Raw genomic sequence first — 12,324 nt, 5'->3', positions numbered from 1 at the left:
GAATGTTAGTGCCACCGGGCAACGTAACGACACTTGGCTGGGTCATACCATGTAAACGAAAACTCTTCGATATTGCCTTCGTTTGACCAACTTCTACGATGCACCTTTGGCATTGTTGTTTCTGGAGCTAACTCCAGGTTGTCCGTCACCCATTTAGGTGCGGGGGCACAATCGACTTCGTCTTCCACTCGACTAATCCAAAAAGAAAAGTTGTCTCGATAATGGAGGTACAGCGATTCGTGTAAATCTTTTGGTTTTAGAGTTGGTGCATGGGCGTGTTTGAACCAAATCTGCTCCATAGCAACAAGTTCGCGATTAAGATAACGAGCACGTTTGATACACCATAGCTTGCCATCTGCTTCGATGTTTAACTGTCGTTTCACAAACTCATCGTCATCAATCGTGACAGACAAAATATCAGCCGTCGGTACTCCACCACCTTCTAGAGTTTCCAGATGGAAAAATTGGTAAATAGCACGGCCACCTGGCGCACGCTTCACATAATTTCCAGAGCCTTGGCGGCGTTCTAAAAAACCATCTTCTTCAAGCTTTTTAAGGGCTTTACGAAGAGTGCCAATCGCCACGCCCAGCTTGGCAGCAAGCTCTGCCTCTATGGGTAACCGATCTCCGGGTAACCAATGTCCTGCTGCAATTTCGCGATTTAATAATTCGCTAATCTGAATATAGAGCGGTAGCTGATTTGTCTTGTTTTTCTTTTCCACTTTTTCACCTAAACCTGCGCAATATGTATCCCTATCTTACAAGTCAAATGGGCAATTGTAAGTAGCTGAAGTGCCCTAAGTGACTGACTTGGCAGATTATTCGCCCACCAAACCAACCATGGTTTAGGAGATAAAAAGAACTTTTTAGGAAAATTCATTCACTATTGATTTACATCACAAGAATACACTGTTAGGGTAAATATACAACCTCTCGTGATGGTATCGATTTAATCTGACCTAAAGCGAGGAGCATAAAACAAAAACAAAATTCTGAGCGTCCACAGGAAGCCAGGAACGCTCAAAATTCGGAGAGAGAAAACAATGCGAATGGTTCAAATTGGCAAGTCTGACCTACAATTCAGCCGTCTAGTGTACGGTGTTTGGCGTTTAGCAGACGCTTCTGATGTGTCTCTGATCCACGTCAGACAGAAAATTGACCTGTGCCTTGAGCAGGGGATTACTACCTTTGACCACGCTGATATCTACGGCGACTACGAATGCGAGATGCTATTCGGAAAAGCCTTAGCCCAAGACCCTAGTTTGCGTCCTAAGATGCAACTTATCTCAAAATGTGACATCGCTCTGATGTCTGAAAAATTCCCAGATCGTCGTGTGAAGTTCTATGACACCAGTGCTGCATATGTAACCGCTAGTGTTGAGCAGAGCCTTAACAACTTACACACGGATTACCTAGATTTGTTATTAATCCACCGCCCCGATCCTTTAATGAACGCCGCTGAAACCGGCGCAGCATTAGATGCGCTAATCGATAGCGGTAAAGTACGTGCTGTCGGTGTTTCTAACTTTGACGTATGGGACTGGCGTTTACTGCAAGCCAACATGCGTCATCCTCTAGTTGCCAACCAAGTGGAAATGAGCTTGCTTCACCGTGATGCCTTTACCAATGGTAGCTTGAGTGCCATGCAGTTGGATCAACTTACGCCGATGGCTTGGTCACCTTTAGGTGGCGGTGCTTTGTTTAGTGATACCCCTGAGACTCGTCGCTTGGCTCCGTTATTTGAGCGTTTAGCAAAAGAGCAGGGAGCTTCTTCTGATCATGTTGCGCTTGCTTGGTTGTTAGCACATCCTGCGAATATTTTGCCTGTAGTGGGAACCAATAACCCAGATCGAATCAAAGACCTTTCTAATATTTTAGATATCCAAATTGATCGTGAAACTTGGTTTGAGCTTTGGACCGCGGCGGCGGGTCAGGAAGTCCCTTAAGCAGAGAAACTCTTAAACAGTTAGACACGATAACAATAACAATAGGTTTTTGAGGGAGTAACACATGGCCATTCTAGGAATGCTGGTGTCCTGCTTTACCACCATTAATTTGCTGCTGAATCGCATTGGTCGCAACATTGCTTGGGTGCTGGTTGCATTGATGATCAGCGTCATCTTATTACAAGTCTTCTGTCGCTATGTATTGGGTAACGCCTTGCCATGGCCTGAAGAAGCGGCCCGCGCATTAATGATTTGGATGATGGCCATGGTGGCAGGTGAAGCCTATAGGCGGGGCTCATTTGTGGCGATTGATATGTTCTTGAGTGCTTTACCAGAACGAGCATCAAGTCTACTTAAGTTAGTCTTGCTGCTGGTCGCAGGCGCTGTATTGGTGAAGTTGACGGTACTTGGTATTGACTTCTTTGACCGAGGCTTCCGTTCAAGAGCTGCATCGATTCATATTTCCCGAGCTTGGATCTACCTTGCGATGCCTGTGTGCTTTTTCACTATGCTTCTGGCGAACATTGAGCTGTGTTTACGGGAATTGGGTTGTCTATTGGGGCAAAAGCAGTTGGCCCTGAGTACCGAAGTTCGGGCTGACGCCCCGGCTGAATAACACAGTGACCGCTTGACGGTGCTTATAGAGAACAACAATAACAAGAGACGCACATTATGTTAGCTCTGTTTTTACCTTTATTTTTAGTCTTGCTGTTAATTGGTATGCCAGTGTTTTTTGCCATGTTGGCAGCACCAGGGGCCATGCTATATATGACGGGCATGGAACGAGATATCTCTTTGCTGTTTCGTAATATTTATAACGGCATAGACTCTTTTCCTTTGATGGCGATTCCATTCTTCATGCTAGCCGGCGAGTTAATGAACCGTGGCGGCATTACCATGAACTTAGTGCAGTTTTCACAAGCCTTTATTGGCCATGTACGTGGTGGTTTGGCTCATGTAAACGTTCTCTCCAGTATGCTGTTTGCCGGATTGTCAGGGTCAGCAGTAGCGGATACTTCAGCCATTGGCTCCATGATGATCCCTGCTATGGAGAAGAATGGCTATAGCCGTAAATTTGCCACCGCCATTACTGCGGCATCTTCTGTGATCGGTCCTATTATTCCGCCATCTGGCATTATGATTATCTACGCTTACACCATGGAAGTGTCCGTCGCAGCCTTGTTTGCAGCAGGCATTGTACCAGGCATTCTGATCGGTGGTGGTTTGATGATCATGATTGCCTTAATGGCGAAGAAATATGATTTCCCTGTTGCTGGGCCAAAATCCACCTGGAAAGAGCGCGGTACGGCAACACGCAACGCTATCTTTCCATTATTTGCTCCGGTGATCATTTTAGGTGGCATCATCGGCGGTATCTTTACACCAACGGAAGCGTCTGCGATTGCGACAGCCTACGCCTTGATCATTAGTGTTTGGGTAATGAAAACGGTTAAATTGAGCGACCTACCAGACATTTTTATCAAGGGAGCGCAGGCGTCGGCTGTGGTGCTGTTACTAGTCGGCTCCGCCATAGCGTTTAAAACAGTGGTAAGTCTGTCTCACAGTGCTGAAATCTTGGCTGACTGGGTACTGACCATCAGTGAAAACCCACTGATGTTGCTGTTCTTGATTAACCTACTTCTGTTTATTGTCGGTATGTTCCTAGATGCCGGCCCCGCCATCATTATTTTGGGGCCAATCTTAGGACCGATTTTTATCAACTTAGGCATCGATCCTGTTCACTTCGCCATCATCATGAGTGTCAACTTGACTGTTGGCTTGGCAACTCCGCCCATGGGCTTAGTGTTATTCGTTGCTTCCAGTGTCTCTGGTGAGCGCATCGAAACGATCTCTAAAGCCATTCTGCCATTTTTGGCGGTAGAGGTTTTAGTGATCTTCTTAGTTACCTTTTTCCCATCTCTATCCATGACTTTGCCAAGGTTGCTTGGCTTAGTAGCTGGATAGGCGCAAACGCAAAGCAAAACCATTAATGAGGACTGTTACATGTTCACGAAAACAAAAATAAATAGTGTAGTTGCCGCGACGTTAATCGGTGCTGGAGTCATGTTAAGTGGCCTAGCTCAGGCAGCGGATTTTAATCTGCGCGCTGTGGCGAACTCCAACGAGAACGATGAAGACTACGATGGCTTAGTAGTATTTAAAGACTTCGTAGAATCCCATTCAAACGGCAAAATCGCCGTAGACATCTACATGGGGACTCAGCTTTGTGGTAATGGTGTCGAGTGTCTTGAAGCCGTTGAATACGGTTCTGTGGACATTTACATCTCTACATCTGGTGGGGCTTCGGCAATGTACCCTTACGTTCAAGTATTAGACTTGCCGTATGTATTGCGTGATGACCGCGTTGCAGAGGAAGTCTTTACTGGCGACTTTACCCGCGAACTACGTAACCAAATCCTGGAAGACTCCGGTGATACAGTTCGTCTAATGACGATTGGTAACACTGGCGGCTGGCGCAACTTTGCTAACACCCAGCATACGGTGAAAACTCCAGAGGACCTTGAAGGGCTAAAAATTCGTACGGTCGTTTCTGACCTGCCGCAGGAGCTAGTACGTTCACTAGGTGCTAGCCCAACACCGATTCCATGGGGTGATCTGTTTACATCATTCCAAACAGGCGTGGTTGAAGGCTCCAAAAACGGTATCACAGACATCATGGGCATGAAGTTCACCGATGCTGGGTTGAAGTACGTGACCCTTGATGGCCACGCTTACATGTCAGCGCTTTGGTATATGAATAATGATGTATTTATGGATATGCCAGAAGAGTTACGCCGTGTCGTGGTCGATGGCTTCTCTGCGTTGCAGCAAGCCACGTTTGCTTCACCAAAACGTAAATCCATTGCCGCTTACAAAGCCTTTGCTGAAGCAGGTGGCGAGTTGTATGTGCCATCTCCAGAAGAGAAAGAGCAGTTCGCTGAAGCCGCTAAGCCTGTTTACACTTGGTTCCAAGAAAACATTGAAGACGGTGAAAAATGGTACAACCTGCTGAACGATGCGGCTAAGGAAGCCGAGCAAAAAATTGCTTCTGAATACGATGCAGACCTGAAATAAGCTCGCTTAGCGCTTCAAATAAGAGGCGGTGTTCGCCGCCTCTTTCCCAAACAACACTCTATATATCTATACAATGGGTACGTCATGTATAACCCAATGAGACTTTTTGCGCCTAAAATTCCTGGCATCATGCTGGCTATAGTGATGGGATTGTCGGCGGCCTTTTTAAGTGAACACTATGGTGCACCAGTAATGTTGATGGCATTGCTATTAGGCATGAGCTTTAACTTTATGGCGGACGAAGAGAAAACCTGCTCCGGTTTAGAGTTTACTGCATCCACATTGCTGCGTACTGGAGTGGCGCTACTTGGAGCCAGAATCACCATCAGCTCCCTGACGGATTTTGGTTGGCCTGTCTTATTGTGTACAGGATTATTGGTGTTAGCAGTAATTATGATTGGAGTCGTCGCCGGAAAGCTATTGAAGTTACCGGAAAACATGGGACTGTTGGCTGGCTGCGCAGTAGCGATTTGTGGGGCATCGGCAACTGCCGCTGTCGCATCAGTGTTGCCTAAGAATGACAACACAAATCGTTCAGTGGTTTTTACCATTGTAGGGATTACCGCCATGAGCACCACGGCCATGATTGTGTATCCTATGATTGCCAATTGGATTGGCCTAGATGAACGTCAAACAGGATTCTTTTTAGGTGCAACCATTCATGATGTGGCCCAAGTGGTCGGCGCAAGCTACGGTGTTTCTGAATACACTGGTGATAATGCAACGGTGGTAAAGCTGTTTCGTGTAGCGATGCTTGCGCCCATTGTCTTTGTTTTAGCGCTAATGCTAGCGCGAAAAAGCCAGAGTCAAAACGTTGCTAAAAAGTTTCCAGTACCACCTTTTCTATTGGTTTTTATTGGTTTAGTGGTTGTGAACACCATGGGATGGATTCCTGAAATCGTGATCGAATTTTTGGCACATCTTTCTCGTTGGTGTTTAGTGTTCGCCATTGCTGCAATTGGTATGCGTACGCGCTTAAATAAACTTAAAGAAGTTGGCATGGCGCCATTGCTTATTCTTGTTGGGGAAACAGTGTTCATGGCAGTGTGTGGAGCACTATTAGCTTACTATTTCGTGTAATTCCACAAGCGCTTCCAATAAAAATCCCCGCTTGGTTAATCAAGCGGGGATTTTCGGTCTTAAACTGTGTTGTGGATTTCAGCTACGAAGTCATAAGAATCGCCGGGGAACCAAGACCGAGTGAACTCAATAGGCGTTCCGTCTTGGGTGACCGCAGTACGCTCAATGTAGAGGACCGCGCTTAGTTCAGGGATATCCATTAAATTGGCTCTTTGGGCGTCGATACTGACGGCCCGTAAGCGTTGAAACGCTCGTACCGGTCGGCAGCCTTGTTTCTCCAGTAAATCATATAGAGAACCTTCCATTGCAAACGGGTTCACAATGTAACGGCTTGGGATAGTCGCCATTTCCAGAGCCATGGGTTTGCCATCGGCATAGCGAAGTCGGTAAAAGCGCACCACCTCGTCCTCGGAGTTTAGCTTCAAGGCCTTGCATTCATCCTCATGGGGCATACCGATGGATCTATCTAACCATTTAGAAGTGATTTCTTTACCACGGGCCATCATGACTTCAGTAAAGCTACGGAGGTGGTTGAGTGGTTGCTCAACTCGTTCACTGACAAAGGTGCCGGCCCCTTGGCGCTGTGTGAGAACGTCTTCCTTCACTAGCTCATCGATCGCGCGACGAACGGTCACCCGTGATACGTCTAAATATTTAGCGAGATCCCTTTCTGGTGGCAGAGTGTCTCCGCTTAACAAACGTCCAGCTGATATGGATGCTTGAATTGCTTTTTTCACCTGCATATAGAGAGGAATTCCCTTTTCTCTCAAGGTGTCTGCTTCACCAAATAGCTCGTTTACCCGATTTCGGCTCATGTTAATTCCTAAACGGACAGATTATCCGTAGTAAAACTGGGGTACTCATAGGTCTCTCTACAAGGGGGTTGCAGGGGACAGATGGGCATTGACTCTGTTTAACGCTTTGCCATCTCTATCGAAAAGGTATAAATGGGTTGGTTTGATACCAAACTGAATGTGGTCACCCGCTTGGTGATGGTTATCACCATCTACTTTCAGTACCAATTCACCCTCTTGACCCATATCTACATACAAATACGACAATTCACCAAGGTGCTCGAGTAACGTAACCGTGCCTTCAAACCTGTTGTCAGTGCAGTCCAAAGACATATGTTCAGGTCGCAAACCTATTTGAACTGCATCGCCTTTCTGTAGCGCTGAGCTGTCGATAGATGCATGAATAATTCGGCCAGATTCTAACACAAGCTGAGTGTTTTCTGGATCTGCATGGTGGATTTTTGCGGGTAGAAAGTTCATTTTCGGTGATCCAATAAAGCCCGCAACAAACTGTGTTTTTGGATGATGATATAGATCTAATGGTGCGCCTACTTGCTCCACTCGACCTTTATTCATTACCACGATTTTGTCCCCTAGAGTCATCGCTTCAACTTGGTCGTGCGTCACGTAAATAACCGTGGATTTCAGCTCTTGATGCAGTTTGCCTAGTTCGACTCGTGTTTGAACACGAAGAGACGCATCAAGATTTGATAGCGGCTCATCAAACAGAAACACCTTAGGATCACGCACGATGGCACGGCCAATGGCAACTCGTTGGCGCTGGCCGCCCGACAGCTCCCGAGGTAAGCGGTCTAACAGATGATCGATTTTAAGTTTTTTCGCGGCTTCGATGACTTTTTCAGTCACATGATGTTTGTCTTTGCCGGCAATCTTTAACCCGAATGCCATGTTCTTGAACACGTTCATGTGAGGGTACAAAGCGTAGGATTGAAACACCATTGCAATGCCGCGTTTAGCAGGTGAACGACCGTTAACTCGCTCGTCATCAATGTAGAGATCACCTTCAGAAATGTCTTCAAGGCCTGATAACAGACGTAATAGGGTAGATTTACCACAGCCTGATTCACCGATCAGTACAACAAACTCGCCATCTTTGATATCCAGATCAATGCCGTGAAGAACATCAACATTACCAAAGCGCTTTTTAATATTATTCAGTTTTACACTAGCCATAAATTAGGTCTCCGACGGTCAATTTCAGATGATTACTTGACCGCACCGCTGGTTAACCCGCGGATCAATTGTCTTGAAAAAATGGTGTATAGGATCAGCACAGGGACGATTGCCATAGTTAATGCCGACAGAACAGAGTTCCAGTCCGTTACGTATTGGCCAACAAACTGCTGCACGCCCAAGGTAATGGTGCGAGTGGACTCTCCCGGTGCTAGGATCAGCGGGAACCACAAATCATTCCAAATAGGGATCATTGTGAATACGGCGACCGTTGCCATGGCGGGTTTGAGCAAAGGCAAAATAATGCAAAAGAATATTTTGTACTCACTAACCGAATCACAACGAGCAGCTTCCGTCAGCTCTTTGGGGATGGTGCGCACAAACTCCGATAAGATATACACCGCCAAGGGCAAACCTTGAGCGATGTACACCAACACCAGAGCCGTTAAGGTGTTGACCAAGTTTAGATTCACCATCAATCCCAAGATACTGACCGTTCCCAAGCGAATTGGGATCATGATGCCCATGGCAAATAAGAAGGTGATGAACAGGTTTCCTTTGAACTTGTATTCTGTCAGTGCCCAAGCAGCCATAGCGCCCAGCAATAGCACCAAGCCCACTGCAATGATGGTTACGACCAAGCTATTCCAGGAGTACAGACCAAAGTCAGAGCGCTGCAGCACTTGCTCAAATCCAATCAAGGTAAAAGAATCCTGAGTCGGTAAACCGAGTGGATCACGAAAGATGGCGCGACGCTCTTTAAAGGAGTTGATCACCACAACCAGAATAGGGAACAAGGCGATAACCGTGTACGCCAGTAGCACTGCATGAACGGTGACGCTTTTTGGTAATTGACGATATCCGTTCGAGGGCATAAAGCGATTAATCAAATTCATAAAAACGTCCTCAGAACTGGAATCGCTGAATGCGACGTTGGATGAAGAACAAGAACAACATGACGCCGACAAGAATGATTAAAAACATCAGTGTCGCCACTGCGGCCCCCATGGAGGCGCTCCCTTGTTGCAACTGGAAGCCGAAGAAGGTTCGGTAAAAGAAGGTTCCCATCAAGTCGGTGGAGAAGTTTGGTCCGGCGAGGGCACCTTTTACCGCATAGATCAGCTCGAAAGCGTTAAAATTCGCCACAAACGTTAAGATTGAAACCATGGCAATGGTGGGCAAAATCAACGGTAGTTTGATGTGCCAGAAGGTTTGGAACGAATTTGCGCCATCGACTACGCTGGCATCGATAATGTCGTCTGGAATATTCAGCAACGTGGCATAGATCAGCATCATTGGGATGCCAACGAACTGCCATACAGAAATAAAGCCTAAGGTTATGAGCGCGCTGCCTTCTTTGCCCAACCACGCATCGAAGTACTGGCCAAGGCCAATATCGTAAAGGAAATTTTCTGAAATTCCCCAAAGCGGGCTCAACAGTAGCTGCCAAACAAAGCCAACAATCACCACTGATAGCATGGTTGGCATGAAAATTAGAGTCCGGTAGGTGCTGGATAAGCGTAACTTAGGTGAGCTTAACAATACCGCCAAAATAAGGCCGATGGGGTTTTGCAGCAACATATGTATTGCAAAAAACTTGAAGTTGTTGACCAAGGCATTCCAAAACGCCTGTGACCAAGTTTCATCCGTGATCAGCGTAATAAAGTTTTGTAGACCAACAAAGCTGCTCTGTCCGTTTTGCTCATCGTATAAGCTTAAGAAAAGGGTATCGAGCAGAGGGTACACACTAAAAACAACGTAGATTAACAAGCCGGGACCAAGGAAAAACACCAAGTGCCAAGGAAACGGCTTCTTCTCGTCATGTTGGTTGGATGAAGTCATAACGTATCTCAAAATATAATGCATCTTGACCTCCTCCCAACCACCCCTTTAGCAGGGGTAGGTTGGAAGGGGTTAGGGTGGGTTAGTTTATTGCTGAGGTTTGTACCACTGCTCTAAGCCGTCCTGTGTTTCTTTAGCGGCTTGTTCAGGTGTCATGGTGCCGTTAATGACCTGAGCACTCACGTTCCAAAGCTGATTCTCAAGGTTTGGTGTACCGCGAGACAAAATCTGGTAAGAGTTACGAATGGTTGATTCGCAATGGTTACGCCAGCTCATAAATTCTTGAGCCACTGGATCTTTTAGCTCCACAGGGGCGTTAGACAGTGGAAAGAAGCCCGGAACGGCATTGGCATATAGGGTTGCAAACTCTTTGCTTGCCATCCAGTTTAAGAATACTTTGGCCGCGGCTTGATTGTCTGAGCCAGCATTAATACCGATACCCATGTCAGTGTGGTCACTGATATAACAAGTGTCGCCCGCTTTAGGAACCGGTGGTGGGAAAGCGCCAAACTCAAAATCAGCTTGAGTGTTAAAAGTTTGGATATCCCAGGAACCAGCAGGGTAAATCGCTGCACGGCCTAGGGTAAATAGGTTTTGCGAGTCGGAGTATTTTTGTGCTTCAAAGCCACGACCTAAATATGGCTTCCATTGTGCTAGCTCTTTCCAAGTGTCCACATACGGCGCATCGGTGAGTTTTGCTTCGCCGGTCAGCAAGGCTTTACGACCCGCTTCGCCTTTCCAGTAGTTCGGTCCAATGTTCTGAAAGCCCATTGTTGCGGCTTCCCATTGATCAGCTGTACCCATTGCCAGCGGCGTGTAACGACTTTCACTCTTAATAGTATCGAGTAATTCAAAGAACTCAGCGCGGGTTTTCGGTGGGGTTAACTCTAGCTCTTCGAAGATCTCTTTGTTGTAGACGTAACCGTGAATAACGGATGCCACAGGAAAACAGAATTGGTCTTTGCCATCGTCCGTTACCCATGCGCTTTTCGCCACATCAGAAAAATCTTTTAGCCCTTCTAGACCTTCAAGGTTGGCGAGATAGCCTTGCTTGTATAGCTCCAGTGACGTATCGAATGGGCGACAAGTAATCAAGTCTCCTGCAGAGCCGGCTTTTAGCTTGGCTTGCAGTGCTGAGTTGTACTCCGTTGGCGGAGTGGGTGCAAAAGTCACCTTAATATCAGGATGGCTCTTATTAAAGGCAGGGATAATGACATCATTCCAGATATTAGCATCATCGCTACGCCAACTTTCGATGGACAGCGTGTCGGCAGCTTGCGCAATGCCCATGCTGCTTAGCACCAGCGCAGTGACGCAAGTGAGTTTGGTCATGGGTAAAGCGGAACGAACGTTTAGCATGGTTACTCTCCGATTGTGATTGTTTGCGGTTCTCTTGGTTTTATTTCTTATTAGTTAAAGTGCTTATTGGTATTTTTTAGGTATTGTTAATTTTTAGAATCTAGCACCAATTTTTTACTCAATCAAACAGATATGACAATTTTATGGAAAATATTTTGACCTCGTGTATTGATTGGTTTTATATTGGTGTTAATTAAGAAGAGGCTTCTCATGCAAATAATTATTCTCCCAACCGCACAAGACGTGGCTAACTATGCTGCAGATCGAGTAGCGGATGTGGTCAATACTCGACATCATCCTGTATTAGGTTTGGCAACAGGCTCTACACCGATTGCGTTATATGAACAGCTGGTAGCTCGTTATCAAGCCAATAGTTTGTCATTTAAACACTGTGTCACGTTTAACCTTGATGAATACATTGGAATCCCTGGTTCCCATAGCCAAAGCTACCGCGCTTTCATGGAGCATCATTTGTTTGGGCAGATCGATGTTGAGGCTAGTCATACTCATGTGCCTTTGGCTGCTTCTATGAATGTTGCTGAACTAGAGCAAAGCGCTAAGGATTATGAGTTAGCGATTCAGCATGCGGGCGGTATTGATCTACAGATTTTAGGGATTGGTGTGAACGGTCATATTGGTTTTAACGAGCCAACCTCCAGCTTCGCCTCGCGCACACGTATTAAAACCCTGTCTGAGTCGACGGTAGAGGCCAATAAGCGCTTCTTTTCCGATGATGAGTTCCAACCTCACCTGGCTCTCACCATGGGAATTGGTACTATTTTAGATGCCAAAGCCGTCTTATTGATGGCTACCGGAAAGGGCAAAGCAGGCGCAGTAAAAGCCATGATTGAAGGGCCACTGACCTCCATGTGTCCAGCGTCCGTGCTGCAACAACATGAAAAAGCCACCATTGTCTTAGATGAAGAGGCTGCGAGCGAACTGGCTTTAAAAGAATACTATTTATGGTGTGAACAACAGCGGTTGTCACTGGTGTCAGGTCAAGATCACTCGATTACAAAGAACGAAGGATAACC

The 12,324-nt window shown here is 46.3% G+C and carries 12 protein-coding genes; 6 read left to right on the top strand and 6 right to left on the bottom strand.

All coding sequences use genetic code 11. The annotated features are described in order from the left end of the window. Nucleotides 1-5 precede the first annotated feature (5 nt). On the bottom strand, nt 6-722 hold the full coding sequence (locus tag JHD44_RS19080) for a GntR family transcriptional regulator (protein WP_199462176.1): 717 nt from the start codon (nt 720-722) through the stop codon (nt 6-8). A 321-nt stretch (nt 723-1,043) separates the two neighbouring features. On the opposite strand from JHD44_RS19080, the gene JHD44_RS07695 reads away from it, so the two are divergent. From JHD44_RS07695 to JHD44_RS07675, 5 genes are all read left to right on the top strand, one after another. After that, the gene (locus tag JHD44_RS07695; protein WP_199462175.1) at nt 1,044-1,946 is read left to right on the top strand and encodes an aldo/keto reductase; all 903 of its coding nucleotides are present in this window, start codon (nt 1,044-1,046) and stop codon (nt 1,944-1,946) included. Nucleotides 1,947-2,010: 64 nt separating this feature from the next. Further along, nucleotides 2,011-2,562 carry a TRAP transporter small permease gene (locus JHD44_RS07690; protein WP_133560239.1) on the top strand — a complete coding sequence of 184 codons (552 nt, stop codon included), beginning with the start codon at nt 2,011-2,013 and terminating at the stop codon, nt 2,560-2,562. Nucleotides 2,563-2,618: 56 nt separating this feature from the next. Next, a complete protein-coding gene (locus JHD44_RS07685; protein ID WP_199462174.1) occupies nt 2,619-3,911 on the top strand; it encodes a TRAP transporter large permease in 1,293 nt (430 codons plus the stop codon). A gap of 39 nt (nt 3,912-3,950) precedes the next feature. Beyond that, a complete protein-coding gene (gene dctP, locus JHD44_RS07680; RefSeq protein ID WP_199462173.1) occupies nt 3,951-5,021 on the top strand; it encodes a TRAP transporter substrate-binding protein DctP in 1,071 nt (356 codons plus the stop codon). A gap of 84 nt (nt 5,022-5,105) precedes the next feature. After that, nucleotides 5,106-6,101, top strand: coding sequence for a YeiH family protein (locus tag JHD44_RS07675; RefSeq protein WP_199462172.1), 996 nt, complete (start codon nt 5,106-5,108; stop codon nt 6,099-6,101). A 59-nt stretch (nt 6,102-6,160) separates the two neighbouring features. Here JHD44_RS07675 and JHD44_RS07670 read toward each other — a convergent pair whose 3' ends face one another. The 5 genes from JHD44_RS07670 to JHD44_RS07650 all read right to left on the bottom strand — a co-directional run bounded on the left by JHD44_RS07670 (nt 6,161) and on the right by JHD44_RS07650 (nt 11,290). Next, nucleotides 6,161-6,916, bottom strand: coding sequence for a GntR family transcriptional regulator (locus tag JHD44_RS07670; protein ID WP_199462171.1), 756 nt, complete (start codon nt 6,914-6,916; stop codon nt 6,161-6,163). Nucleotides 6,917-6,973: 57 nt separating this feature from the next. Then, the gene (locus JHD44_RS07665; RefSeq protein ID WP_199462170.1) at nt 6,974-8,089 is read right to left on the bottom strand and encodes an ABC transporter ATP-binding protein; all 1,116 of its coding nucleotides are present in this window, start codon (nt 8,087-8,089) and stop codon (nt 6,974-6,976) included. 32 nt (nt 8,090-8,121) lie between these two features. Then, nucleotides 8,122-8,985 (bottom strand): carbohydrate ABC transporter permease, encoded by an 864-nt coding sequence (locus JHD44_RS07660; protein ID WP_199462169.1) that lies wholly within the window; start codon nt 8,983-8,985, stop codon nt 8,122-8,124. Nucleotides 8,986-8,995: 10 nt separating this feature from the next. After that, on the bottom strand, nt 8,996-9,931 hold the full coding sequence (locus JHD44_RS07655; protein WP_199462168.1) for a carbohydrate ABC transporter permease: 936 nt from the start codon (nt 9,929-9,931) through the stop codon (nt 8,996-8,998). Nucleotides 9,932-10,018: 87 nt separating this feature from the next. Next, on the bottom strand, nt 10,019-11,290 hold the full coding sequence (locus JHD44_RS07650) for an ABC transporter substrate-binding protein (protein ID WP_199462167.1): 1,272 nt from the start codon (nt 11,288-11,290) through the stop codon (nt 10,019-10,021). A gap of 210 nt (nt 11,291-11,500) precedes the next feature. Here JHD44_RS07650 and nagB point away from each other — a divergent pair, with 210 nt between their 5' ends. Then, nucleotides 11,501-12,322 carry a glucosamine-6-phosphate deaminase gene (gene nagB / locus JHD44_RS07645; RefSeq protein ID WP_199462166.1) on the top strand — a complete coding sequence of 274 codons (822 nt, stop codon included), beginning with the start codon at nt 11,501-11,503 and terminating at the stop codon, nt 12,320-12,322. Nucleotides 12,323-12,324 lie beyond the last annotated feature (2 nt).

The sequence above is a fragment of the Marinomonas ostreistagni genome (assembly GCF_016461785.1).
GTDB lineage: Bacteria > Pseudomonadota > Gammaproteobacteria > Pseudomonadales > Marinomonadaceae > Marinomonas > Marinomonas ostreistagni_A.
Note: the sequence above shows the minus strand (reverse complement) of the source record. Positions and strands in the feature narration are given on the sequence as shown.

What these genes read in the sequence shown, in the direction of transcription:
- JHD44_RS07695 (WP_199462175.1), top strand. Translation starts at nt 1,044, where the DNA reads ATGCGAATGGTTCAAATTGGCAAGTCTGACCTACAATTCAGCCGTCTA.
- JHD44_RS07690 (WP_133560239.1), top strand. Translation starts at nt 2,011, where the DNA reads ATGGCCATTCTAGGAATGCTGGTGTCCTGCTTTACCACCATTAATTTG.
- JHD44_RS07685 (WP_199462174.1), top strand. Translation starts at nt 2,619, where the DNA reads ATGTTAGCTCTGTTTTTACCTTTATTTTTAGTCTTGCTGTTAATTGGT.
- dctP (WP_199462173.1), top strand. Translation starts at nt 3,951, where the DNA reads ATGTTCACGAAAACAAAAATAAATAGTGTAGTTGCCGCGACGTTAATC.
- JHD44_RS07675 (WP_199462172.1), top strand. Translation starts at nt 5,106, where the DNA reads ATGTATAACCCAATGAGACTTTTTGCGCCTAAAATTCCTGGCATCATG.
- JHD44_RS07670 (WP_199462171.1), bottom strand. Translation starts at nt 6,916, where the DNA reads ATGAGCCGAAATCGGGTAAACGAGCTATTTGGTGAAGCAGACACCTTG.
- JHD44_RS07665 (WP_199462170.1), bottom strand. Translation starts at nt 8,089, where the DNA reads ATGGCTAGTGTAAAACTGAATAATATTAAAAAGCGCTTTGGTAATGTT.
- JHD44_RS07660 (WP_199462169.1), bottom strand. Translation starts at nt 8,985, where the DNA reads ATGAATTTGATTAATCGCTTTATGCCCTCGAACGGATATCGTCAATTA.
- JHD44_RS07655 (WP_199462168.1), bottom strand. Translation starts at nt 9,931, where the DNA reads ATGACTTCATCCAACCAACATGACGAGAAGAAGCCGTTTCCTTGGCAC.
- JHD44_RS07650 (WP_199462167.1), bottom strand. Translation starts at nt 11,290, where the DNA reads ATGCTAAACGTTCGTTCCGCTTTACCCATGACCAAACTCACTTGCGTC.
- nagB (WP_199462166.1), top strand. Translation starts at nt 11,501, where the DNA reads ATGCAAATAATTATTCTCCCAACCGCACAAGACGTGGCTAACTATGCT.